This is a genomic window from Mesorhizobium sp. P2_E9 (assembly GCF_056403815.1).
In genome coordinates this window covers 104,578-129,270 of the sequence record NZ_JBFUET010000008.1, presented here as the reverse complement: position 1 = coordinate 129,270, position 24,693 = coordinate 104,578, and the positions used below count along the sequence as shown (strand labels likewise).

Sequence of the window (24,693 nt, the reverse complement as noted above, 5' to 3'; positions counted from 1 at the left end):
CCCGGCAATTCTCACAAGTCTATTCGGCCGCGACGCCCATGCGCATGCGTTCCATCTCGATCAGCGCGCGGCGGTATTCGACCGGCATGATCTTGCGGAATTTCGGCCGGAAAATCGTCCAGTCGTCGAGGATCTCGCGACCGCGCACCGAACCCGTGAAATGCACGTGGTTCGAGATCAGCTGGTAGAGCCGCTCCTCGTCATGGCTGGTCATATCGCCGGAGACGTCGACGCGACCCTTGTGGTCAAGGTCGCCGCCATGATGCAGCAGCCTTTCCATCAGATCGTCTTCTTCCGGAACCGGCTCCAGCTCGACCATCGCCATGTTGCAGCGCTCGGCGAAATCGCCGGCCTCGTCCAGCACATAGGCGACGCCGCCCGACATGCCGGCGGCGAAGTTGCGGCCGGTCTTGCCGATGACGACGACGATGCCGCCGGTCATGTATTCGCAGCCATGGTCGCCGACGCCTTCGACGACGGCGGCAACGCCTGAATTGCGCACCGCGAAACGCTCGCCGGCGACGCCGGCGAAATAGGCCTCGCCCTCGGTCGCGCCGTAGAGCACCGTGTTGCCGACGATGATGGACTCAGCCGCAACGATCTTTGCCTCTTCCGGCGGCCGGATGACGATGCGTCCGCCCGACAGGCCCTTGCCGACATAGTCGTTGCCGGCACCGACGAGCTCAAACGAGATGCCACGCGCCAGGAAGGCGCCGAAGGACTGGCCTGCGGTGCCGGTCAGCTTCACCTGGATCGTGTCCTCACGCAGGCCCTTGTGCTTGAAGCGCTTGGCGACTTCGCCAGACAGCATGGCGCCCGTCGAACGGTCGACATTGCGGATGTCGACCTCGATCTTGACCGGCTGCTTGCTCTCAAGCGCGGGCTTGGCCAGTTCGATCAGCTTGCGGTCGAGCACATCGTCGATCGGATGCTTCTGCCGTTCGGTCCAGTGCACCGCTTCGTGCGGTGCATCGGGCTTGTAGAACATCTTGGAGAAGTCGAGCCCGCGCGCCTTCCAGTGCACGATCAGGTCGCGCTTTTCCAGAAGGTCGGTATCGCCGATGATCTGGTCGATATGCGTGAAGCCCATCTCGGCGAGCAGCGCCCGCACCTCTTCTGCCACGTAGAAGAAGAAGTTGATGACGTGCTCGGGCGTGCCCTTGAAGCGCTTGCGCAGAACCGGGTCCTGCGTCGCGACGCCCACCGGGCAAGTGTTGAGGTGGCACTTGCGCATCATGATGCAGCCGGCCGCGATCAGCGGCGCGGTCGAGAAGCCGAACTCGTCGGCGCCAAGCAGCGCGCCGATGATGACGTCGCGGCCGGTGCGCAAGCCGCCATCGACCTGCAGCGCCACTCTGCTGCGCAAGCCGTTCAGCACCAGCGTCTGGTGCGTCTCGGCAAGGCCCATTTCCCACGGGCTGCCGGCATGCTTGAGCGAGGTCAGCGGCGACGCACCCGTGCCGCCATCATAGCCCGAAATGGTGATGTGGTCGGCGCGCGCCTTGGCGACGCCAGCCGCAACCGTGCCGACACCGACTTCCGACACCAGCTTGACCGAGACGTCGGCCGCCGGATTGACGTTCTTCAGATCGTAGATCAGCTGCGCCAGATCCTCGATCGAATAGATGTCGTGATGCGGCGGCGGCGAGATCAGGCCGACGCCCGGCGTCGAGTGCCTGACCTTGGCGATGGTGGCGTCGACCTTGTGACCGGGCAACTGGCCGCCTTCGCCAGGCTTGGCGCCCTGCGCCACCTTGATCTGCATGACATCGGAATTGACGAGGTATTCGGCCGTCACGCCGAAACGACCCGAGGCGACCTGCTTGATCGCTGAGCGTTCCGGGTTCTTGCCGCCGCCAGGCAGCGGCAGGTAACGGTCAGCCTCTTCGCCACCCTCGCCGGTGTTCGACTTGCCGCCGATGGCGTTCATGGCGCGCGCCAGCGTGGTGTGCGCCTCGCGCGAGATCGAGCCGAACGACATCGCCCCGGTGGAGAAGCGCTTGACGATATCGGCCGCCGACATGACGTCGTCGAGCGCGACCTTCTTGCGCCCGGTCTCATCGGCCAGCCTGATTTTGAACAGGCCGCGAATGGCCTGGGCGCGCGCCGTCTCGCTGTCGATCTGCGCCGAATACTCCTTGAACGTCTCCCACGAACCCTGGCGCACGGCGTGCTGCAAGGTGGCGACCGCGTCGGGCGACCACATATGCGCCTCGCCGCGCATGCGGAACAGATATTCGCCACCCACTTCCAGGCTGTTGCGCAACACCGGGTCGCTGCCGAAACCGTCCGTATGGCGGCTGACCGTTTCGCCCGCGACCTCATCCAGCCCGACGCCTTCGATCAGCGTCGCGGTGCCGGTGAAATATTGCTGCACGAAATCGGTCTTCAGCCCGATGGCGTCGAAGATCTGCGCGCCGCAATAGGACTGGTAGGTCGAGATGCCCATCTTGGACATCACCTTGAGGATGCCCTTGCCGATCGACTTGATGTAACGCGACACGACCTCGTAGGCATCCACCTCTTCCGGCAGCTCGCCGCGCTTGTGCATGTCGAGCAGCGTGTCGAAGGCGAGATACGGATTGATCGCTTCGGCGCCATAGCCGGCAAGGCAGCAGAAATGATGCACTTCGCGCGGCTCGCCGGATTCGACGACGAGGCCGACGGAGGTGCGCAGCCCCTTGCGGATCAGGTGATGATGCACCGCGGCCGTCGCCAGCAGTGCCGGGATGGCGATGCGGTCCGGGCCGAGCTGACGGTCGGACAGGATGATGATGTTGTAGCCGCCGGCGACCGCCGCCTCCGCCCGCTCGCACAGGCGGTCGATGGCGCCCTGCATGCCGGCAGCGCCCTCGCTCGCCCCGTAGGTGATGTCGATCGTCTTGGTGTCGAAACGGTCTTCGGTGTGGCCGATGGAGCGGATCTTTTCGAGATCGCCATTGGTCAGGATCGGCTGGCGCACTTCGAGCCGCTTGCGGCGCGAATTGCCGACCAGGTCGAAGATGTTGGGCCGCGGGCCGATGAAGGACACCAGGCTCATCACCAGCTCCTCGCGGATCGGATCGATCGGCGGGTTGGTGACCTGGGCGAAGTTCTGCTTGAAATAGGTGTAGAGCAGCTTCGACTTGTCCGACATAGCCGAGATCGGCGTGTCGGTGCCCATCGAGCCCACCGCTTCCTGGCCGGTGGTCGCCATCGGCGACATCAACAGCTTGGTGTCTTCCTGGGTGTAACCGAACGCCTGCTGGCGATCGAGCAGGCTGACATCCCTGCGCAGTTCGCGTGGTTCGACCGGCTTCAGATCTTCCAGGATGAGCTGCGTGTTGGCCAGCCAGGTCTTGTAGGGATGCTTCGTCGCGATCTCCGACTTGATTTCCTCGTCGGGAACGATGCGTCCCTTGGCAAGGTCGATCAACAGCATGCGGCCAGGCTGCAGCCGCCACTTCTTGACGATCTTCTCCTCCGGCACCGGCAGCACGCCGGCCTCCGAAGCCATGATGACGCGATCGTCGTCGGTGACGATGTAGCGTGCCGGGCGCAGTCCGTTGCGGTCGAGCGTGGCGCCGATCTGGCGGCCATCGGTGAAGGCGACCGCGGCCGGCCCGTCCCAAGGCTCCATCAGGGCTGCATGATATTCGTAGAAAGCCTTGCGGTCGGCACCCATGAGCTTGTTGCCGGCCCAGGCTTCCGGGATCAGCATCATCATGGCGTGGCTGAGGCTGTAGCCGCCCTGGAACAGGAATTCGAGCGCATTGTCGAAGCACGCGGTGTCCGACTGGCCGTCATAGGAGATCGGCCACAGCTTGGAGATGTTGTTGCCGAACAGTTCGGAATCGACCGAGGCCTGGCGCGCCGCCATCCAGTTGTTGTTGCCGCGCACGGTGTTGATCTCGCCATTGTGCGCGACCATGCGATAGGGATGCGCCAGCTTCCACGACGGGAAGGTGTTGGTCGAGAAACGCTGGTGGACGAGGATCAGCGCGGTGTCGAAGCGCGGGTCCTTGAGATCCTTGTAGTAGGCACCAACCTGGTAGGCCAGGAACATGCCCTTGTAGACGATGGTGCGCGCCGACAGCGACACGCAATAGGCGCCGATGTCCTTGTTGTCGTTCTCGGCGTAGATGCGGCCCGATATGACCTTGCGCAGCAGATAGAGCCGGGCCTCATATTCCTCGTCATCGGGAATGTCCGCCGTGCGGCCGATGAACACCTGGCGATGGAACGGCTCGGACGCGACGATGTCGGGCGCCTTCGACAGCGATGAATTGTCGACGGGCACGTCGCGGAAACCAAGCAGCGGCAGCCCTTCGGACTGCGCCGATTCGGCGATGATGTCCTCGATATGGGCGCGCAGCGCGGCGTCCTGCGGCATGAACCAGTGCCCGACGCCGTACTGGCCCGCCGCTGGCAGTTCGATGCCTTGCGCTGCCATTTCCTCGCGGAAGAACTGGTCGGGAAGCTGCACCAGCACGCCGGCGCCATCGCCGACCAGCGGGTCGGCGCCGACGGCGCCGCGATGCGTCAGGTTTTCAAGCACGGCAAGGCCGTCCTTGACGATCTGATGCGACTTCACGCCCTTCATGTTGACGATGAAGCCGACACCGCAGGCGTCATGCTCGTTGCGCGGATCGTAGAGGCCCCGAGGGGCAAAACCGGTTCGGCCAATGTCAGTTCGGCCAATGTCGGTTCGCGACGTATTTTTGACGGCAGCCGCTTTCGTCTGCGCGGCCTGGCCGTTCGTCGCAGAGAGCGTCATGTCCGTCATTGTCCTGTCCTCCATTCCAGCCCTCAGGCGCTGGCCAGTTCTTGGTCGCTAATTTGCCTCGGCAAGCGCTTGGCTCACCCTGATCCTTGCGGCACGTCTTGCGAAATCCTAGCCGAACCAAACGGCTTTCCGCATGGTTCGCATTTGGTATCGTACAGGCCAGCGTCTGGCCGTCCACCTGTCGCTCGCAGCAACAGCCGGAGAGGCCAATATGTTACGCCAATCCAGCCCGTTTTGTGCGACAAAATAAGACAGCACTACTGTCCTAAATTTTTATGGCAGAATTCCCCGACGCACACAAGACCGATTCACAAAAAACTTGGGCTTTGGGCGACAGAAAATTACGTGGAGTTGAGGGAAAACGTAAGCTTCAGTCGCCAACCCGTTAGCGCTGAGTTGATTGGCTTTAACGGTTTTCCGGCATCTGGCCCCTTGCGATCGGCTTGCGAAACCGGTCAACTCCGCGCCGATTTCCCCCAAAAACCCCGATTTCCTCAAGATATAGGCAGATGCATGTTCTTCGCTTCCGACAATTGGGCAGGCGCCCATCCCAATATCGTTGCCGGCCTTTCGGCCGCGGCCGGCGGCTTTGCCACCGCCTATGGCGACAGCGCGCTCGACAAGGCGGTCTACCAGCGCTTCAGCGAGATTTTCGAGCGCGAGGTCGCGGTGTTCTTCGTGGCGACCGGCACCGCCGCCAACTCGCTGTCGTTGACCACCTTCAACAAGCCCGGCGGCATTTCCTTCGCCCATCGCGAATCGCATGTCATCGAAGACGAATGCGGCGCGCCGGAATATTTCTCAGGCGGCTCGCGCTTGCATGCCATTGACGGCGCCCTGGGCAAGATCGACGCGCACAATCTGGAGCGGACCATCGGCCGCTTCGCGCCCGAAATCGTCCACTGGGGACGGCCCATGGCGGTTTCGATCACCCAGTCGACCGAGGTCGGCACCATTTACGGTCTGAATGAGATCGAGACGATTTCGGCCATTGCCAAAGAACATTCCGTGCCGCTGCACATGGATGGCGCCCGCTTTGCCAATGCGCTGGTCGCGCTCGACACGACGCCGGCCGAAATGACCTGGAAACGCGGTGTCGACATCCTGTCCTTCGGCGGCACCAAGAATGGCTGCTGGTGCGCCGAGGCGATCGTGCTGTTCGACCTCGACCGCGCCAAGGAATTGGCCTTCCTGCGCAAGCGTGCCGCGCAGCTGTTTTCGAAGTCGCGCTTCGTCGCCGCGCAGTTCGAAGCCTATTTCAAGGACGGCCAATGGCTCGACACCGCGCGCCACGCCAATGCCATGGCCGCGCGCCTCGCCGCGGCAATCGAGGATTCGGCCCACGCCAAGCTGGCGTGGCTGCCGCAAGCCAACGAGGTGTTCGCGGTGATCAAGAAGACCGAGGCCGACAGGCTGCAGGCGGCGGGTGCGGCCTTTTACGACTGGCACAAACCGCATGGCTTCGACGGCCATATCGGCGAGGACGAACTGCTTTACCGCTTCGTCACCAGCTTTGCCACGACGTCAGAGGACGTCGACCGCTTTGGCCAGTTGATCGCCTGATGCATGTCGCCCAAATACACGGCCGCTTCATGCCGAGCGGCCATGTCCAAGGCTTGTGACGCAACTGAAAACGCCCACGACAAGCCGGTTTTGAATTGGTCTCGGCCCATGATAGGCAGAGACAATGGCAGGCAGCGGATCAGGCTTCAGGAAACATCGACGGTTATGCCGTTCGCGTCAGTGGACGGCTCGGCTGCAGGCAGTGCTGGTCACAATCTTCCTCGTTTGCAGTCTGCAACAGGCTTGGTCCCAGACCTGCTCCGTCACGGCGGCCAACGGATCGTACGGCGTGGTGGACATTCTGAGCGGAGCCGTTGACGACACGACGGCGACCTTCTCGATCAACTGCACCGGCACGGCCAACCAGACTGTGCGCCTGTGCGTGGAGCTTTCACCCGGCCAGACCAACGCGGCCGGCAACCGTCGGCTGGCGTCCGGTTCCGAGCGACTGGTCCACGAACTATACAGCGACGCGTCGCGAACGACGATCTGGGGGTCCTGGGGTCTGGCCACGACCAGTTACGGGCTCTATCCCATCGGGACGACCTACGATCTCGCTTTGGGATCCTCGGGCAGCGCCGGCACCACGCTGACCGTCTACGGCAGGGTGTTCGCCAATCAGACCACTTCGGGCCCCGGATCGTATGTCTGGACCATGACCACCGCGCCGGCCGCCGGCTATGACTACAAGACAGCGGCAGCATGCCCGACAGGCAGCCGGCAAGCCACGTCGAGCGGCTCCAGCTGGACCGCGACAATCAACGCGAACTGCAACGTCTCGGCCACCAACGTGAATTTTGGCTCCGTCGGGGTGCTGGCGTCCAATGTCGATTCGACGGGTTCGGTCACGGTTCGCTGCACCGACTCGACGCCCTACAATATCGGGCTGAGCGCGGGTAGCGGTTCCGGCGCCACGGTCGCCAGCAGGAAGATGACGAGCGGCGTCAAAACCGTAACCTACTCGCTTTACAGCGACAGCGGCAGGACCACCGTCTGGGGAAATACGATCGGCACCGACACCTCCAGCGGCACCGGAACCGGGTTGGACCAAGCATACACCGTATACGCCCGCGCCCCTGCTCAGACCACGCCCGCGCCTGGAGCGTACACCGACACGATCGTCGTGACAGTTACCTACTGATGGCCCCCAGTGGCCGGCTGGGCGTCAGCGGCAGACGACCGGGATGACCACTTGCTGGCTTGCTTTCGGTGTGTAGCCGAACGATGCCTGGCACGCGCCCTTGGCGCTCTCGGCAACGACGGTGTTCTTTTGCGCCAGTCCCTTTACATAGGCACGCCCGTCATAGCCGATCACGAAGTCCTGCTTGCCGTTGATCGTGCCGTGCGACCCGACCTCGAGCGGCTGTCCATCAGGACCTGACAGGACGAGGACCGCGGCGCCGACATTGGTGCGAACCCGAAAATCGACCCGCACGCCGGCTCGATCGGCTGGCGCGATGACGTCCTGCGTGGTCGAGACGTCGGCATCGACGGGCAGATTGGTCGTTTCGATGGCAATCTTGTTCCGCTGATAGGCGCGCAGGCCCGGCACCAGCAGCCGGCCCTTTGCATCGGTGACGCCTATGGGTCGGTTTTCATAGAGCACGCCGACACCGGGCAAGCCTGTTTCGACTACGGCGAAACTGTCGTCGATCCGATCCGTCAGGAAGATGCCGGATCCCATCGTCGCGATTGCCCCCTCAAATTGAGCTGTGGCCGTGGTGCCTGAGATTGAACGTCCGAGAGCGGCGTCGGCACGGCCATGGGAGGAGCGGTAGGAGACCGCCGCGGAGCCCTCGGCGAATCCGCCCTGGCTGAAACTTGTCCGCCAACCGACGCTGCCGGGTTCCTCGCCGAGCGGCCTGCTCACTTCGGCGATCACGTCGACCCCGTGCTTGGCGGCCGAAACTGCCGTCGATGCCATCGCATCGCCGCCGATGGGGATGGACAGCCCAGCGAAGAGGCCGGCGTTCCGTCGCCCGCCAAGTTCGGCGAAGGCGGTGGCGTTGAGATAGCCGAAAGGCAGCGTTCGCGAATAGGACGCGGTGAGTATCCTGGAGCTCTGGCCTCCGGCCGGCACCATATCGATGTAGCTCGCGCTGATGCTGCCGCTGTCGAACGACAACGGCGTTCCAACGGAAATGCTGTTGACCATCTTCGGCGGCCTCGATCGCGTCGATGCATCCACGCCTCCTGGTTCGAATGACAGGAGGTCGAAGAAGGCGTGGCCGGGCGTTCCGCTGTCCTGAAGCCGGTCGGTCACCGAGGCGAGATCATCATAGGAACCGAAGGTCATTTGCGAACTGGCATTTACGCTGAGGGTCCCGATCCTGATCTCGTAGGAGGCATAGGACTGCAGCCCGCTGCCGCCTCCGCTATGGCTGCCGGCCAATGCGAAGGAGGCAACCCCAAGCGAGCCGGTGCGCATCACCATGCCCAGACCGCCATTGACCAGATCGTTGCTGGCCTCGGCGTGGCCTTCCAGCGTCAGCCAGTCGTAGATGCCTTTGCGCAGGCTTGCCGATGCAACTGGCTGGTTGACGGCATAGGCATCGGACGTGGTCGCGTATCCAAGCCTCGGCAGGCCGGCCTCCAGAGAGAAGTCGAACAGCCCTGGCCTCAGCAGGCTGGGTGAGCTGTAGAACGGCACGCTGGTGCGCGTTTCGCGGCCAGCCGCATCCCGCAGCACGACGATTGCCTGTCCGCCGCCGGTTGTCACGGGAATGTCGGTGATCTGGAACGGGCCGCTGTCGACGGTGCGCGAATAGGTCTTGAGGTCATTGACGTAGACGTCGACCGTCGACGGCACTGCCGCGCTGCCCCTCACCGATGCCAGCGGCTGGGTGATCAGGTCGGTGCGAAGACCGAAATTGCGGCGCGCCTGAAACCCGCCGACGCGGATCGGCCTGGTCCAGGCAAAGCCGCCGGAAATCGCATCACCAGCCTGATACGTCATCAGCGTCGCCGGATTGGAATAGGTATAGGCGGTGTCGAGCCTCAAGGCATCGGCGCGGCCGTCGTCCGCCAGCCGCAGGATCGCCGACTGGCTGAACGTGCCCACCGGCGAGAAGACGCGCGCGTCGAGGGTGGTGGAAACGCCACTGAAGGTAAAGCCCCCAGCATCGGGCTCCTGACGCGACGCCGCGAACAGATTGTAGTTGAGGACACCGCCGAACCCCGCCCGAACGTCAGGCGCGGCCTCATGGCCTGGCGTCGCGTCGTAGGATATCGTTCCACGCAGGCCATCATTGATCGTCAGGAAAACGCGCTGCTCCCGCACCTCGTAGCGATAGGTCAGCCCCCGCACTGTGTCGAGCATGACTGGGACTGCCGCTGACCGGACCTGCTTGCCAAGGTCCAACCCCAATGCCTGCAACTCGTCGGGCGTTGCGCCAAGGTGCTGGCCGTCGGGAGACACGAAAGCCGCGATCTGGTTGGTGGCGGCGGCATTGATGAAGACTTCGAGCTGAAGCTGTTGGACCGCCCCGGCTGCTTGGTTGGACTGTGTCAGCGTGGCAAAAAGTATCGACAATGTCAGGAAACAAGCCGCATTCACGGCGCGGCGACGACCGGCGCCACGGCATTGATCGTGCCATCGTTGCCCTGAGCCAAGATCGAGACCGATCCCTTGGCGGCGAATTTGCGCCCACCGGTCGGTGCCGCCCATCGCATGGTCGACTGGCCGAGCGCGTATCCGACAAGACCCCCGCCGAATGAAATCTTGTGCCCACCGGCATCGCGCAGCGACAGCGCGGAGATGCGCAGGCGCGTGCCGCCCTTGTTGCGGGCCGAAACGATCAGCCGGCCGTCCTGCTTTGATATCGTCCAGTCAACTGCCGGCGGCGTTCTTTCCGGCGAACCGAAGAAGACCGGAATCGAGTGGCGAACCAGGAGCTTCACGGTACCGGTCTTGACCCGGCTGGCATCCGGAAGCTCATCGACGAGCAGGCGATAGGCCTCCTCGGCCACGACCGGCCGCTTGGCCACGCGCACGATACGGGCGACATAGTCGGCGCCCGGCAGCAGCGTGACGGCCGGAGGAGAGGCAACCACATCTTCGGTGGGCTGCAGCGATTCCTGGCCATCGGCCTGTGACCAGCGAAAGACCCGAATTTGCACGTTGGTCGGCGTCCGCCCTTCATTGCGAAGCGTGATGGTCGACGCCGCGCCGGGCGTGACGACATCGACGAGAGCAGGTTGTACCTGAAGCGAATCCGCGCGGACCTGCACCCCGCCGAACAGCAGTGCTCCCACCAAAGCTGGAGCCAGCCTTGCCCAATTCATTTGCCACCCCCTGGCATCGACCGTCGATGCGGCCGACCTTAATAAGTTACCGTGACCGTCACCGTATCCGTATAGACGGCTGGCGCGGGCGTTGATTGCGCCGGCACGCGTCCATATACGGTAAAGCTCTGGGCAGCGCCGCTACCGGTCGCCGAAACCGTGTTGGTTCCGATAGTGCTGCCCCAGACGGTTGTTCTGCCGCTGTCGCTGTAAAGAGAATAGGTGATCGTGGCGGCTCCGTTCGTCATCTTGCGGGCAGCGACGGTCGCTCCCGATCCGGTGCCCGCATCCAGACCTATGTTATAGGGGGTCGTGTTCGTGCATTGAACCTGGACCGTGGATGTCTGGTCGACGTTGGCCGCAATCACGCCCGAGGAGCCGAAGTTCAAGGTCGAAGCGCTGCTGATGGTACAGGACGCGGTGATCGTCATCTGCACGACCATGGGAGTGGTTGTTGTCGTAGCGTGTGCCTCGCCGCCGAAAAGTGCCAGGATCGGCAGGCACGCTGCAGCTTTCCGCCACATTCGACGAGGGTCCTTTCGATGGTTCCAGAGAGAAGGCGAAGGCGGGTTGAGGCTGTGAGGCCGTGGATTGAGCCGAACCGAAATATGTTCGATCTTGGTTAATAAGATATTTATTATTTAGAATTGTCTAAAGTTCAGTTGCCAGTCCGGCTTCCCGCATCGGCAAGCGGCCTCCGTGCCCGGCGCGTCGCCTGATAGATTTGTGAAAGGGGCAAGGCGAGATTTCACGGCGTGTGCAGCCACTCGTCTTGAAGCGCCCTTGCGGAGGCGACGGGTCAGCGAATTCACTCATCCGATGGTGCTGCATGCCGTTGAAAGCCGGGGCGATCGGGTTCCAGGGCAATGACCGCGCAATATCCGCCTTCGGCGGACAGGTACAAAAAAGCGGCGCCTTTCGGCGCCGCTTTCGTCTCGGGAGGAGACGCTTCTATTCCTGGAGCACGTTACGCGGCCGTCTTGGCCTCGATCTGCTTGGCCTTGGCCGGAGCCGAAGTGATCGCGATCTTGCGCGGCTTCAACTCCTCGGGGATGTTGCGCTTGAGGTCGACGAAGAGCAGGCCGTTCTTCAGCGCGGCGCCGACGACTTCAACGTGGTCGGCAAGCTGGAAGCGGCGCTCGAAGGCCCTGGAGGCAATGCCGCGATAGAGCAGCTCGGAGCCTTCGCCAGTGCCCTCGTCCTTGCGCTCACCCTTCACGGTCAGCACGTTGCGGTGGGCTTCGATCGAGATTTCCTCGTCCGAGAAGCCGGCGACCGCCATCGAAATCCGGTAGGAATCCTCACCGGTGCGCTCGATGTTGTAGGGCGGATAGGTCTGCGCGCCATCGGGCTGCGCAAGCGAATCCAGCATGGTGAAGAGACGGTCGAAGCCGACGGTCGAGCGATAGAGCGGGGAAAAATCAACGTGACGCATGAGGTGTTCTCCTGTTGAGCAACATGGTTTGCGTATGGTCGGTGCGAAACCCGTGAGCGGCGTTTCGGGAGGACCAGCGGCCCCGACATTGGCGACCGCAACCAACATTTGGGGAGCACGCGAATGCATTTCAAGTTTCGCCTGGCGGCAAAAAACTGAAACGGCCTGCCCTTCATGAACGGCAGATGAACCAGCGCTTCGGCGCGCGTTCAGACAGCCAGCGCTAAAGTGTCCTCAAGATCGAGGATAGGCGGCACCAGAGTTACAGGAGTGCCGCGACGAGGCCGACCGGGTGTTAACGTCCCTTCCTCCCGGATCGACAGGGGCCGGAAGTACGCCTTCGAGCGGCTTCCGGCCTTCCCCGTTGCAGTCCCGGCATAAGCCGGATTTGCTTTGCTTTTGATGCATTGGCGTCTATCACCTTGGGCGGGTCCAGCCGCGACAGGCTGGCACGTGAAGACGCCGAGCACAAAGCGCCGAATGACGGACCTTTTCCAAGACACGCCGCTTTTCCACGAAACCGAGGGCAATCCGCGACCGGAAAACGCCACCGGCGGCTTCTTCGTCACGCGCGATCGCAAGAAGATCCGCTATGGCCTGTTCGCGGCGGTGGCGCGTCCGATGCGGGGCACCGTGGTGCTGCTGTCCGGCCGCAACGAGTGCATCGAGAAATATTTCGAAACCATCCGCGACCTTGCCGCCCGGGGCTTCGGCGTCGCCACGCTCGACTGGCGCGGCCAGGGCGATTCCGACCGGCTGATCCGCGATCGTCAGCGTGGCTATGTCCGCTCCTTTCGCGACTACACGGCCGATCTGGAGCAGTTCTTCGAGGAGATCGTGCTGCCCGATTGCCGCGGACCGTATTACATCCTCGCCCATTCCGCCGGAGCGGTGATTACGCTGCTTGCCGCGCCGTCCATGGTCAACCGCGTGCGGCGCATGGTGCTGATCGCGCCGTTCCTGACCCTGCCCGATTTGCCGTTCTCGATCAGCACCGTCCGCCGCGTCTGTTCGTTTTTCTGTTTTTTGGGCCTTGGCCGACTTTATGCAGCCTGGGGCCCAAGGCCGAGACAGACGCTACCTTTCCTAGCCAACAAGGTGACGTCGGATCCGCAGCGCTACCGCCGCAACACCCGCATCTATGAAGAGTATCCGCAACTGGCGCTCGGCGGGCCGACGATCCGCTGGCTGCAGGCAGCGGCAAAGGCGTCGGAAGCCGTCAGCGAGCCCGATTTCATGGCCCGGATTCAGGTGCCTCTGCTGATCATCGCCGCCGGCGCCGACCGGGTCGTCTCGACCAAAGCGGTGGAAGCCTATGCCAGAAGTCTAAGGCTCGGTTCACTGTTGATGATCGACGGCTCCAAGCACGAAATCCTGCAGGAGGTCGACCTCTACCGCGAACAATTCCTCGCCGCCTTCGACGCCTTCATTCCCGGCTCCGACGATCCGACCGCCTGATCGGTAGCGCAGCTCTTCCGCGAGCAGGCATAGCTGACACACCGTTGTCAGGATGATCGGGGGACTGCGCCTCTAGGCACGCAAACTGCTAAAGATTCTGACAGCCCGCGCCCGCCCCGGAATGCTCATCTCAATGCGTCGAATTGAACGCCATGGAGATGAGATCATGACCGAGAGAACCTGCGCCGCCTGCGATTGCCAACTCGATGCCAACCCGATCCGCGTCAAGGTCGGCGGCAAGACCGTCGAGGTCTGCTGCGAGGAATGCGCCCAGGCGCTGAACGAGGCCGGCGCCTCGGCGGCCGGCACCGGGGAGGATTGAGCCATGCGCCCCGATCATGCAGCGGCACAACGCCTGACCGGCCGGGTCCCTGCGCCGCCAGTGCGCACCGAAACCCTTCTGCAGTTCATGCGGGCCCGATGCATCGCGGTAGCGAGATGGCTCGCCCGCCAGATGGAGAAGCGCCGAAGCCGCCTTGCCTTGCTGGAAATGACCGATGAACAGCTCAAGGACATCGGTCTGTCGCGCGGCGATGCCTATTCGGAATTCAGGCGGCGCTAAAGCAATTCCAGGAAAAATGTGAAGCGATTTTCCCGGGAAAAGCGCGCAGCGCTTTCCCTGGGGAATTGCGTCAAAACAAAAAACAGAAGCGTTCGCCGGTTCCATGAAACGGCGAACTGCTTTTGTGGGATTGAGCAGCGCTTGTCGAGAAGTCTCCTGACAGGACTGGGCAGGCCGATTGCGTAGAATGCCCCTCGCGCCGCCGGAACTTTCCGGTGCGGGGAAAAGAGCACAACGGCCATGTCGCAATTCACGGTTCAGCCGCTTCTCGATACCGGCATCGTCAAGGTGCGGGACGTCGTCTGCAGCGGCGAATGCCGGCACAGGAGCGATGAGGAATGCACGTCGGCCACGCATCTGGTGTTTCCCTATCGCGGTGTCTTCGTGCGCCATGTCGGCCGCAACGACGCCGTCGCGGAAGCCAATCAGCTGCTGTTCTTCAATGAGGCCGACGCCTATCAGGTCAGCCACCCGGTCGAGGGCGGCGATGCCTGCCTCGACCTCGTCATCGAGGCAGGCCAGTTGCGGGAACTGGCGCCGAAGGACCAATTGCGCGCCGGCGACCGCCTGGCGTTTCGTCGCCAGCGCCGGCGTGTCGATCCCCGCGCGCAGGCACTGGTGGCACTGCTACGCCACAGCCTGAGCCGCAATGTCGCCGAAACGCTGGAGGCCGAGACGCTGGCGCTAACGCTGGTGCGGCGCTCGCTCGGCGAGCGCACCTCGCATGTCGCGGGCGCCAGCCCCGGGCGGCAAAAACTGGTCGACCGCGCCAAGCTGGTTCTGTCCTCGGATTTGTCGCGACGCTGGACGCTGGCCGAGATTGCCGCCGAGGTCGGCGTTTCGCCGGTCTATCTGACGCAAATGTTCCAGCAGGTCGAGGCCATGCCGCTCTATCGCTATCATCTGCGCCTGCGGCTGGCGCGTGCGCTCGACCTGCTTGGCCGCTACGACAATCTGACCACACTGGGCATGGACCTCGGCTTCTCCAGCCACAGCCATTTCAGTGCGTCGTTCAGGCAGGTCTATGGCCGCACGCCGGCGGAGTTCCAGCGCTCGATCAAGCCGCGCTGAAGCCATTTCGCCAAGGAAGGCAGCGAGATATCAGCCGCGCAGGGCAGCCATGGCGGCCACGTGCAGCTCTGGTGTTGCCGCCGCCAGGATATCGCCGCCCTTTTCCGCCGGCCCGCCATCGAAGGTGGTGACGACGCCACCGGCCTTCTCGATGATCGGGATCAGCGCCACGATATCATAGGGCTTCAGGCCGGGATCGGCGACGATGTCGACACTTCCCGAGGCGATCATGGCGAAGGCATAGCAATCGGCGCCGTAGCGGGCGAGCTGGACCTGTCTCTCGAAAGAGTCATAGCGCGTGCGCGCCTCGCCCTTGTACAGCGCCGGTGTGGTGGTGAACAGCGTTGCGTCAGCGAGGCTGGTCGTCTTGCGGGTCGAAAGCTTGCGCGGGCCGCCCGGCCCCTCATAGTGCGAGCCCGAGGCGTTGGCATAGAACAGTTCGCCGGTGAAGGGCTGCGCCATCATGCCGGCGATGGCGTCGCCATCGACCGTCAGCCCGACCAGCGTCCCCCACACCGGCAGGCCGGAGATGAAGGCGCGCGTGCCGTCGATCGGATCGATCACCCAGACATGTCGGCTGGAGATGTTCTCGCTGCCATGCTCCTCGCCAAGAATGCCATGGTCGGGATACTCGGCCGATATCAGCGCCCGGATGACGCGTTCGGCCTCGCGATCGGCTTCCGTGACCGGATCGAAACTGCCTTTTTCCTTGTTGGCCACGGCACCCTGGGCGCGAAAGCGCGGCAAGGTCTCGGCCGCTGCCGCTTGCGCGATACGGCGCATGAAATCGATGCTGATGTCCAACTGATTCTCCCGCATTGCAGAGTGCCCAACCGGGCTCTGCCGACACTTTCCCGCCAAAACAACTCTGTTTATCGATTTATTCGCCGCGACAGCTGTTGCCAAAATGTCACGCAAGCGTCATCGAAACGCAATTTCCACATCACTCTGAATTAAAAAAGCCTGAAGGTCGCTTGACATTTGTGCACCGCACAATACCCTCGACCTCGGACAGGTTATCCTGTCCATGCCCTCCTTGGGCGTTTCCTCCCTAGACTTCGACCGTATCGTGCAAACGATGCGGTCTTTTTTTACGCCTTGCACCTCGGGCCGGCTATTTTACTCCGCGGCCAGCGGCAGGTCGATGAAGTGATGGTCGGGCATCGCCATCAGATCCGCTGAAAATCGCGTCAGATCATCGGCCAGCGCGTCGAAGCCGGCGACCTTCTCGAATGTCCGTTCATTCATGTAGAGCCCGCGATTGACCTCGATCTGCAGCGCATGCAGATGGCGCGCCGGGCGGCCATAATGTTCGGTGATGAAGCCGCCGGCATAAGGCTTGTTGTGGGCGACGGTATAGCCCATCGCGGTCAGCAGGCCGATCGCGGTCTCGGTCAGCGCCGCGGTGGCCGAAATGCCGAAACGGTCGCCGATGATGAAGTCCGGCCGCAGGCCGCTGTCGCCGACGCGGATGCTCGCCGGCATCGAATGGCAATCGATCAGCACGGCAAAGCCGAAACGGGCATGGGTTCTGGTCAAAAGCCGCTTCAGCGTTTCGTGATAGGGCTTGTAGACGGCCTCGATGCGGACAACGGCTTCGGCCAGCGGCAATCGGCCGGAATAGATGTCGAGCCCCTCACCCACCAGCTTGGGCACAGTGCCTAGGCCGCCCGCCACCCGCGCCGAGCGGATGTTGCAGAAGGACGGCACCGGCTCGGCGAACATGCGCGGGTCGAGTTCCCAGGGCTCGCGGTTGACGTCGAGATAGGCGCGCGGGAAATTCGCCGCCAGCATCGGCGCGCCCAACGCCACGGCACCGCCGAACAGTTCGTCGACATAGCAATCCTCCGAGCGGCGGATGGCGTTGCGGTCGAGCCTCGCCATGGCAAGGAAGCGTTCCGGATAGTAGCGGCCGCTATGCGGCGAGTTGAACAGGAAGGGGACGCGCTGCTCTGCGCCCGATCGGATTTCGAAGGGTGGAACGACCGAAAAATCCTCGGCTGCCGTCTTCAATTTGAACGAACCCGAAAACACCAGTGCATCATCCTATGAAACTGCCACCTTGCTGGCCGCATGTCCAGCATTTCGCCGCGCGCATCGCCTTGCCAAATGCGGATAATGCTTCGCCGCGTTCACTTGATGTTTACCCTCACCTCCTCATATACAGGATGGTTAACGGGCTGCCTCGGCGGCAGTCTCGGGCGGGTGATTCGGACGGGATATCATGGCACGCATTCTTCTGGCGGAAGACGACGACGATATGCGTCGGTTCCTCGTCAAGGCGTTGGAACGCGCCGGCTACCAGGTCAGCGATTTCGACAATGGCGCCAGCGCCTATGAGCGGCTGCGCGAGGAACCGTTCTCGCTGCTGTTGACCGACATCGTCATGCCGGAGATGGACGGCATCGAACTGGCCCGTCGCGCCACCGAGATCGATCCGGACCTCAAGGTCATGTTCATCACCGGTTTCGCCGCCGTTGCGCTGAACCCGGACTCCAAGGCGCCGAAAGACGCCAAGGTGCTGTCGAAGCCCTTCCACCTGCGCGACCTCGTCAACGAGGTCGAGAAGATGCTGCACGCGGCCTGAGCCGCCTTCCGCAAAGGCATCATCGCTGCGGCGAGACGACGCCTTCTTTCCTTTTTCTCGCTATTGACGCGCCGGACCAAAAATGGTGTATGCGCGGCTTCGGATGGGCGTGTAGCTCAGCGGGAGAGCACTGCATTGACATTGCAGGGGTCACAGGTTCAATCCCTGTCACGCCCACCATCCAAGCCTAGACGATCAATATATTGGCCGGGTTTCCGCTGATTGGACATCCAAGGGTCGGCTATCCCCTCTTTTGCTTGTAAATCAGCAATTCAGGCCGATATTCGAAATGCATGGTGTCGTAGTGGTACCAGCGTCCGCCCCAGATAAAACCCTGCTTTTCAAACAGCGTGACGATCGACAAGGGTATGCGGTTCTTGAACGGGATCTGGCCCTTTGCGTCGGGCTTGCTCCATAACCAATAGTCGGAATAACCGACATTGATGTCGAATGCGGCGCCGAAGGAATGGACGCTGAGTTGGTCCGTGCCGGCGATGGCCCGCCAATTGAAACCGCCGCCTGGCTTGAGGCCGTAACGGCTCATGCCGGCGGGCATGTCTTGTAGGGCATCAGAGATTTTGGCGAGGCGCGCATCGATATCGAAGAGTAAACTGACTCGAACCGGATACTTGCCCAGTTTTGGCAGCCATTTGATGCTCGTTACGTGCTTGCTCACCGCTGCAGCACTGGCCCCATAAAGTTTTTTGAAAAAAGCCTCGTTGCGAATTCGCCCCGGATCGAAATCCACGTCAGGGACAAGATCACCGGCGCTGGCCGTCGGATAGACGTAGTGGAACATGTCCTCGATATCGGGGGACTTGATCAGGTCCTCAGGCGGGCGTGCCTTGCCGTCGTCCCACACCATCATGCCACCATCCGACCATGTCAGCGTATTACCCGAGATGGTAAAAAGGCCGGGGTAGGCTTCGAGCAGGGCCGCCTTGGCCGCAGCCTGATCGACGCCGTCGCCGCCTTGCGCGGCGGATACGGGAAATGCCGCCAGCAAACCCGCGGAAACGATGGAAATCCTCGGTTTCATCGACAGCGTGGCCTCCCGAAATTGCACGCGTGCGATTTCGATCATAGACGAAAAGAGGACTATAGATCAGGGCGCGAGCCCAGATTCATTCCGGGACGCCCGCCACAACACACAGGCTCTTCATCCGCGATATAGCAAGGTCGGGATCGGCCAGCAGGCCTGCCTGGTCGGCAAGGCGAAAGATCTCGGCATAATGGCGGATGCCGCGCGCCGACTGCATGCCGCCGACCATCGTAAAATGGTCCTGATGGCCGTTCAGCCAGGCCATGAAGACGATGCCGGCCTTGTAGTATTCGGTCGGCACCTCGAAGATTTTTCGCGATAGCGGCACCGTCGGCGCCATCAGCGCGTCATAGCCGGCCTGATCGCCCGCGGCGAGCCTTGCCAGGGCGGCGTTGGCGACCGGCGCAATGGCGTCGAAAATGCCGAGCAGCGCGTGCGAATGCCTGTTGCCGTCTCCGGCGATCAGTTCGGGATAGTTGAAGTCGTCGCCGGTGAACATCACGACGCCGTCCGGCAGCCGGTTGCGGAGCGCGACCTCCTTGCCGGCATCGAGCAACGATATCTTTATGCCTTCGACCTTGTTTGCGTGGCGCTCGATGATGGCGACCACCGTATCGAGCGCGGTCTCGAAATCGTCGCTGCCCCAATAGCCCTTCAAGGCCGGGTCGAACATGTCACCCAGCCAGTGCAGGATGACCTTGCCGGAGGCCTGGCCGAGAATGCGGTCATAGACGGCGGCGTAGTCGTCCGGCCCCTTCGCTACAGCCGCCAGCGCGCGGCTGGCCATCATGATCGCCTTGCCGCCCTGCCCTTCGATGAAAGCGAACTGCTCCTCATAGGCGGCTATCACATCGTGCAGTGTTCTCGCCGACGCCGGCGCCAGATGGTCGGTCCCGGCGCCCGAGGCAAGATCGGCGCCCGGAACCGTTCGCGCCTCGGCGATCGAACGGCGGATCAATTCCTGCGCATTGGTCCAGTCGAAACCCATGCCGCGCTGCGACGTGTCCATCGCCTCGGCGATGCGGAAGCCGAGCCGCCACAAATGATGGCGGAACGCCATCGTCCTGTCCCAGTCGACGACGGGCCGCGACCATGGATCGGTCATTTCACGGGGATCGGCAACGACATGCGCGGCGGCATAGGCGATGCGCGAAAACCGCGCGCCGATGTCAGGCTGCACCGGTTGTCCGACAAGCGCGTAACGGGTGCTGCGGCCACCCTCACCAGGCAAGGCAATGTCCATCGATCGCTCCCTTCGCAGCGCCTATTAAATGGAACGTTCCAATAAATCAAGAACCTTTAGATTGAGAGCGCATTGACGGCCAAATGCTGCGTTGCAGCACAGAAAGCCTTGTAAGCTATGCCATTTGAGTACGCACAATCGGCTTTTCAGGCTGCAAAAAATTCGCGGTTGACTCGCGGTTGAACCAGTGATTAGAACGTTCCAATAAATCTGATTGAGATAACCGGGAGGAGATATCAGGATGGCCAGCCGGGCCAAGGCGACGATCTTCGACATTGCCCGCGAGGCGGGCGTGTCCAAATCGACGGTCTCGCTCGTGCTCCAGGGCAGCGCGCTGATCCGGCCTGAAACCGCGATCAAGGTGCGCAAGGCGATCGAGGATGTCGGCTATGTCTACAACCGCGGCGCCGCCAATCTGCGCAAGGCCCATTCCAACGTCATCGGCATGGTCATCAACGATCTCACCAATCCCTTTTTCGCCGAGCTGGCGGTCGGCATGGAGCGCGTCTTCCAGTCGGCCGGCATCGTGCCGTTCATCGCCAACACGGCTGAGAATCCGGTGCGTCAGGAAGAGGTGCTGAAGTCGCTGATGGAACAAGGCGTTGCCGGCCTTATCGTCTCGCCGGCGCGCGGCACCACACCGGGCGCCTTCCGCCGCCTGGAGATGGTGGGCTTGCCCGTGGTCTTCGCCATGCGCCGCCTGCCTGAAAGCCGCATCCCGGTGATTGCGCCCGACAATCATCGCGGCGCCTATCTCGCCACCGCTCATCTGATCGGCAAGGGACATCGCCGGCTCGTCTTCTTCGGCGGCTCGTCCGATCTGGTGGTCTATCACGAGCGCCTTGGCGGATTTCGCGAAGCCTGCGAGACGCAAGGCATCGCCGCGCGCGACACCCTGGTCGTCGAGGGCGAGACCAGCCGCAGAGGCGGTATCGCCTGCCTCGAAACAGCTCTGGCGATGGCTGAACCGCCGACCGCTGCCCTCTGCTTCAACGACGCCGTCGCCTTCGGCGCGATGCTGGCGCTGCGCAAGCGTGGACTTGAGCCCGGTGCGGATTTCGCCATCGTCGGTTTCGATGACGTCGCCGAGGCCGAGCATTACATGCCGGCTTTGACCAGCGTCGCGGTGGACTCCGCGGGCCTCGGCGAACGCGCCGCCCATGTCATGCTGAAAATGATCCAGTCGCGCACCACGCGGGCCGAAGACCATATCGGCGCGGTCAATCTCGTGGTCAGGGAAAGCTGCGGTCCGGACCGCCGTTCGCGAAACAGACCTACGGCAACGGGAGGCGCCGCATGAGCGTCAAATGGGGACTGATCGGCGCCAGCACGATCGCCAGGCAATTCATGATCAATGCCATCCGTGCGCAGGCCGATGGCAGGATCGCGGCGGTGATGAGTTCCGACCCGGAGCGGGCCCAGGCGTATGCCGTGGAAAACAACATTCCGCTTGCGGTCTCGACGCTTGACGATCTCCTCGATGAGGATATCGACGCCGTCTACATCTCGACCACCAACGAACTGCATCTCGAACAGGCGCTTGCCGCCATCACGGCGGGCAAGCATGTGCTGTGCGAAAAGCCGCTGGCGCTGAACAGCGCCGATGCCCGCGAAATGGTCGCCGCCGCCAGGGCGGCCGGAATCGTGCTTGGCACCAACCATCATCTGCGCAACGCCGGCGCGCACCGCGCCATGCACGAGGCGATCGCAACGGGGCGCATCGGCAAACCGATCGCCGCGCGCGTCTTCCATGCCGTCTATCTGCCGGAAAACCTGCAGGGCTGGCGCATCACCAAGCCGGAAGCCGGCGGCGGTGTCGTGCTCGACATCACTGTGCATGATGCCGACACGCTGCGCTTCGTGCTGGGCGACGATCCGGTCGAGGTCTCGGCCTTCACGCAAGCCGCCGGCATGGCCGGCGGCGGACTGGAAGACGGCGCCATGTGCATCTGGCGCTTCCAGTCGGGCCTCATCGCCCAGTCGCATGAAGCTTTCACCAGCAGATTCGCCGGCACCGGCTTCGAGGTGCACGGCTCGGAGGGTTCCCTGATCGGCCGCGATGTGATGACGCAAAAGCCTGTCGGCTCGGTCATCCTGCGCACCGCCGACGGCGAAGAGGAGTTGAGCTTCGACCACGAGGATCTCTACGTCAGGTCCGTGCGGCGGTTCCATGCCGCAATCCACGGCGACGGCCAACCTGCCGCCACCGGCGAGGACGGCATCTGGTCGCTCACCTCGGCCGAGGCGGCATTGCAGTCGGCCAACTCCGGCAAGGCCGTCAAGATCGACCCGAAACTCGGGAGCATGAATTGAGCAAGGTCGTTTCCGCGGCACAGGCAGCCGGCCTGATTAGGGATGGCGTGGTCGTTTCCGTGTCCTCATCGAGCGGCCTTGGCTGCCCCGACGCGGTGCTGGCCGCCATCGGCGAACGCTTCGACGCGGAAGGCCACCCGAAAGATATCACCACGCTGCACCCGATCGCCGCGGGCGACATGTATGGCATCAAGGGCATCGATCATTTGGCGAAGCCCGGCCTGCTGAAGCGCACTTTGTGCGGCTCCTATCCGTCCGGCCCCTCCTCGTCCGAACCGCCGCAGATCTGGAAGATGATCGGCGACAATTCGGTTGCCGCCTATAACGTGCCGTCCGGCATCATGTTCGATATGCACCGCGAGGCCGCCGCCAAGCGGCCGGGCGTGCTGACCAAGGTCGGTCTCGACACCTTTGCCGACCCGCGTCACCAAGGCTGCGCCATGAACGCCGCCGCCAGCGAACCGATCGTGTCGGTGCAGCAGTTCGACGGCGAGGAATGGCTCTATTTCCGCTCGATCGTGCCGCAGGTCTCGATCATCCGCGCCACCACGGCGGATGAGCGCGGCAACCTCACCTATGAGCATGAGGGCGCCTATCTCGGCGGCCTCGAACAGGCGCTCGCCGCCCGCAACAATGGCGGTGTCGTCATCGCGCAGGTCAAGCGCGTCGTCGAGAACGGCACGCTGAAGCCGCATGATGTGCGCGTGCCGGGCGTGCTCGTCGACCACATCGTCGTCGCGCCCGATCAGTTGCAGACGACGCTGACGCCTTACGATCCGGCCATCTCGGGCGAGATTTTCCGTCCATTGTCGACCTTCCGCAATGCCGAGATGAACGTGCAGAAGGTGATCGCGCGCCGCGTCGCCATGGAGCTGCGCGACGGCATGGCCGTCAACATCGGCTTCGGCATCTCGGCCAATGTGCCGCGCATCCTTCTGGAAGAAGGCCAGCACGGCAAGGTCACCTGGGTGATCGAGCAAGGTGCCGTCGGTGGCGTGCCGCTGCTCGACTTCAAGTTCGGCTGCTCGTCCAACGCCGACGCGTTCATGCCATCGCCGCACCAGTTCATCTATTTCCAGGCTGGCGGCTTCGACGCCTCGCTGTTGTCCTTCCTGCAGATCGACCGCCACGGCTCGGTCAACGTGTCGAAACTGTCGGCGCGGCCGCATGTCACCGCCGGCGCCGGCGGCTTTGTCGACATCACCGCGCGGGCAAAGAAGATCGTCTTCTCCGGCTTCTTCAATGCCGGCGCCAAACTCTCGCTGGCCGATGGCGGCATCCGCATCGACCAGGAGGGCAAGGTCAAGAAGGTGGTCAACGAGGTCGAGCACATCTCCTTCTCCGGCAAGCGCGCGGTCGCTCAAGGGCAGGACATCACCTATGTCACCGAGCGCTGCGTGATGAAGCTGACGCCCGATGGGCTGATGGTGACGGAACTGGCGCCGGGCATCGACCTCGAGCGCGATGTGCTGGCACAGTCCGAGACACAGCTCGGTGTCGCCAATGACCTCAGGGTGACGCCGGCGGCACTCTATCAGGATCGGCCGATCGGCCTGTCGCTCAACGGCGGCGCCTCGCTCGGAGGCGTGCATGGCTGAGCGCCTTGTCACCTTCGAAAGGGATGGCGCTATTGGCGTCGTCACGCTCTGCCGGCCAGAAAAATTCAACGCGCTGGACATCCCGATGCTGCGGGCGCTGGAAGCCGCGCTCGATGAAGCGGAACTGGCCGAAAGTGTCCGCGTCGTGCTGATCCGCGGCGAAGGCAAGGGCTTTTGCGCCGGCGGCGATGTCGAGGCGTGGGCGCAAATGAGCGCCGCTGATTTCCAGGTGCAATGGGTGCGCTACGGCCACCGTGTCTTCGACCGGCTGGCGCGGCTGCGGCAACCGACCATCGCCGTGCTGTCCGGTCATGCGCTGGGCGGCGGGCTGGAACTGGCGGTCGCCTGTGATTTCCGCGTCGCCGAGGCGCATGTGAAATTGGGCTTCCCCGAAACCTCGATTGGCGTCGTGCCCGGCTGGTCCGGCACGCAGCGCGCCGTGCGCCGTTTTGGCGCGCAGACGGTGCGGCGCATGGCGCTGGGTGGTGAAGTTTTCCTGGCGGCTCAGGCACTGGTTTTGGGCATCGTCGACAGAATTGTCGAAACCGGCGGTGGGTTAGCCGAAGCCAAAGCCTGGGCCGAAAAGATCGCCGAGCGCGGCCCGCTGGCGACGGAAGCGGCCAAGCTTATGATCGCGGTTGCCGAAGGCGAGGAAAGTGCTGCCGCGACCGAAGCACTGGCCAGCGGCTTCATCGCGCTCACCGGCGATCTCAAGGCTGGCGTGACTGCTTTCAAGACCAAGCAGAAGCCGGCATTTTCAAGAAGCTAGAGA

General features: G+C 63.0%; 21 protein-coding genes and 1 tRNA gene. 12 read left to right on the top strand and 10 right to left on the bottom strand.

The window, feature by feature from the left end:
• Window positions 1–19: 19 nt before the first annotated feature.
• Window positions 20–4,765, bottom strand: a complete 4,746-nt coding sequence (gene gltB, locus AC1D05_RS15615; protein ID WP_477441832.1) for a glutamate synthase large subunit — start codon at window positions 4,763–4,765, stop codon at window positions 20–22.
• 513 nt (window positions 4,766–5,278) lie between these two features.
• Between gltB and AC1D05_RS15610 the strand changes: the two genes are divergently transcribed.
• The gene (locus AC1D05_RS15610) at window positions 5,279–6,328 is read left to right on the top strand and encodes a threonine aldolase family protein (protein WP_477441831.1); all 1,050 of its coding nucleotides are present in this window, start codon (window positions 5,279–5,281) and stop codon (window positions 6,326–6,328) included.
• Window positions 6,329–6,452: 124 nt separating this feature from the next.
• On the top strand, window positions 6,453–7,469 hold the full coding sequence (locus tag AC1D05_RS15605; RefSeq protein ID WP_477441829.1) for a Csu type fimbrial protein: 1,017 nt from the start codon (window positions 6,453–6,455) through the stop codon (window positions 7,467–7,469).
• A gap of 24 nt (window positions 7,470–7,493) precedes the next feature.
• On the opposite strand, the gene AC1D05_RS15600 is transcribed toward AC1D05_RS15605, so the two are convergent.
• From AC1D05_RS15600 to AC1D05_RS15585, 4 genes are all read right to left on the bottom strand, one after another.
• On the bottom strand, window positions 7,494–9,860 hold the full coding sequence (locus AC1D05_RS15600; protein WP_477441827.1) for a fimbria/pilus outer membrane usher protein: 2,367 nt from the start codon (window positions 9,858–9,860) through the stop codon (window positions 7,494–7,496).
• Window positions 9,861–9,880: 20 nt separating this feature from the next.
• On the bottom strand, window positions 9,881–10,612 hold the full coding sequence (locus AC1D05_RS15595; RefSeq protein ID WP_477441825.1) for a fimbrial biogenesis chaperone: 732 nt from the start codon (window positions 10,610–10,612) through the stop codon (window positions 9,881–9,883).
• A 38-nt stretch (window positions 10,613–10,650) separates the two neighbouring features.
• Window positions 10,651–11,136, bottom strand: coding sequence for a Csu type fimbrial protein (locus AC1D05_RS15590; RefSeq protein ID WP_477441823.1), 486 nt, complete (start codon window positions 11,134–11,136; stop codon window positions 10,651–10,653).
• 443 nt (window positions 11,137–11,579) lie between these two features.
• Window positions 11,580–12,047: an Hsp20 family protein gene (locus tag AC1D05_RS15585; RefSeq protein ID WP_013893124.1), complete on the bottom strand. Its 468-nt coding sequence runs from the start codon at window positions 12,045–12,047 to the stop codon at window positions 11,580–11,582.
• A 480-nt stretch (window positions 12,048–12,527) separates the two neighbouring features.
• On the opposite strand from AC1D05_RS15585, the gene AC1D05_RS15580 reads away from it, so the two are divergent.
• The 3 genes from AC1D05_RS15580 (at window position 12,528) to AC1D05_RS15570 (ending at window position 14,067) form a co-directional block, all read left to right on the top strand.
• Window positions 12,528–13,505, top strand: coding sequence for an alpha/beta fold hydrolase (locus tag AC1D05_RS15580; protein WP_477441821.1), 978 nt, complete (start codon window positions 12,528–12,530; stop codon window positions 13,503–13,505).
• A 166-nt stretch (window positions 13,506–13,671) separates the two neighbouring features.
• Window positions 13,672–13,827: a hypothetical protein gene (locus AC1D05_RS15575; RefSeq protein ID WP_477441819.1), complete on the top strand. Its 156-nt coding sequence runs from the start codon at window positions 13,672–13,674 to the stop codon at window positions 13,825–13,827.
• Between the two features lie 3 nt (window positions 13,828–13,830).
• Window positions 13,831–14,067, top strand: coding sequence for a DUF1127 domain-containing protein (locus AC1D05_RS15570; protein ID WP_477441817.1), 237 nt, complete (start codon window positions 13,831–13,833; stop codon window positions 14,065–14,067).
• Here the strand turns inward: AC1D05_RS15570 and AC1D05_RS15565 are convergent.
• The gene (locus AC1D05_RS15565; protein WP_477441816.1) at window positions 14,064–14,309 is read right to left on the bottom strand and encodes a hypothetical protein; all 246 of its coding nucleotides are present in this window, start codon (window positions 14,307–14,309) and stop codon (window positions 14,064–14,066) included. The two genes, AC1D05_RS15570 and AC1D05_RS15565, sit on opposite strands and share 4 nt — an antisense overlap.
• Between AC1D05_RS15565 and AC1D05_RS15560 the strand changes: the two genes are divergently transcribed.
• On the top strand, window positions 14,308–15,138 hold the full coding sequence (locus tag AC1D05_RS15560; RefSeq protein WP_477441814.1) for a helix-turn-helix transcriptional regulator: 831 nt from the start codon (window positions 14,308–14,310) through the stop codon (window positions 15,136–15,138). The genes AC1D05_RS15565 and AC1D05_RS15560 overlap by 2 nt on opposite strands.
• A gap of 30 nt (window positions 15,139–15,168) precedes the next feature.
• On the opposite strand, the gene hisN is transcribed toward AC1D05_RS15560, so the two are convergent.
• Together hisN and AC1D05_RS15550 are read right to left on the bottom strand one after the other, a co-directional pair.
• Window positions 15,169–15,942 (bottom strand): histidinol-phosphatase, encoded by a 774-nt coding sequence (gene hisN, locus AC1D05_RS15555; RefSeq protein WP_477441812.1) that lies wholly within the window; start codon window positions 15,940–15,942, stop codon window positions 15,169–15,171.
• 315 nt (window positions 15,943–16,257) lie between these two features.
• The gene (locus AC1D05_RS15550) at window positions 16,258–17,175 is read right to left on the bottom strand and encodes an N-formylglutamate amidohydrolase (protein ID WP_477442075.1); all 918 of its coding nucleotides are present in this window, start codon (window positions 17,173–17,175) and stop codon (window positions 16,258–16,260) included.
• A 187-nt stretch (window positions 17,176–17,362) separates the two neighbouring features.
• Between AC1D05_RS15550 and cpdR the strand changes: the two genes are divergently transcribed.
• Both cpdR and AC1D05_RS15540 read left to right on the top strand, forming a co-directional pair.
• A complete protein-coding gene (gene cpdR / locus AC1D05_RS15545) occupies window positions 17,363–17,725 on the top strand; it encodes a cell cycle two-component system response regulator CpdR (RefSeq protein WP_010911372.1) in 363 nt (120 codons plus the stop codon).
• Window positions 17,726–17,830: 105 nt separating this feature from the next.
• Window positions 17,831–17,905: transfer RNA gene (locus AC1D05_RS15540), tRNA-Val, on the top strand.
• Between the two features lie 61 nt (window positions 17,906–17,966).
• On the opposite strand, the gene AC1D05_RS15535 is transcribed toward AC1D05_RS15540, so the two are convergent.
• Window positions 17,967–18,764 (bottom strand): M15 family metallopeptidase, encoded by a 798-nt coding sequence (locus tag AC1D05_RS15535; protein WP_477441810.1) that lies wholly within the window; start codon window positions 18,762–18,764, stop codon window positions 17,967–17,969.
• Window positions 18,765–18,849: 85 nt separating this feature from the next.
• The gene (locus AC1D05_RS15530) at window positions 18,850–20,010 is read right to left on the bottom strand and encodes a dihydrodipicolinate synthase family protein (protein WP_477441808.1); all 1,161 of its coding nucleotides are present in this window, start codon (window positions 20,008–20,010) and stop codon (window positions 18,850–18,852) included.
• A 241-nt stretch (window positions 20,011–20,251) separates the two neighbouring features.
• Here AC1D05_RS15530 and AC1D05_RS15525 point away from each other — a divergent pair, with 241 nt between their 5' ends.
• The 4 genes from AC1D05_RS15525 to AC1D05_RS15510 are packed head-to-tail and all read left to right on the top strand — an operon-like array spanning window position 20,252 to window position 24,690.
• The gene (locus AC1D05_RS15525; protein ID WP_477441806.1) at window positions 20,252–21,310 is read left to right on the top strand and encodes a LacI family DNA-binding transcriptional regulator; all 1,059 of its coding nucleotides are present in this window, start codon (window positions 20,252–20,254) and stop codon (window positions 21,308–21,310) included.
• On the top strand, window positions 21,307–22,323 hold the full coding sequence (locus AC1D05_RS15520; protein WP_477441804.1) for a Gfo/Idh/MocA family protein: 1,017 nt from the start codon (window positions 21,307–21,309) through the stop codon (window positions 22,321–22,323). Before AC1D05_RS15525 ends, AC1D05_RS15520 begins: the two co-directional genes overlap by 4 nt.
• Window positions 22,320–23,921: an acyl CoA:acetate/3-ketoacid CoA transferase gene (locus tag AC1D05_RS15515; protein WP_477441802.1), complete on the top strand. Its 1,602-nt coding sequence runs from the start codon at window positions 22,320–22,322 to the stop codon at window positions 23,919–23,921. Before AC1D05_RS15520 ends, AC1D05_RS15515 begins: the two co-directional genes overlap by 4 nt.
• Window positions 23,914–24,690: an enoyl-CoA hydratase/isomerase family protein gene (locus tag AC1D05_RS15510; RefSeq protein ID WP_477441800.1), complete on the top strand. Its 777-nt coding sequence runs from the start codon at window positions 23,914–23,916 to the stop codon at window positions 24,688–24,690. Before AC1D05_RS15515 ends, AC1D05_RS15510 begins: the two co-directional genes overlap by 8 nt.
• The last annotated feature ends 3 nt before the right edge of the window (window positions 24,691–24,693 follow it).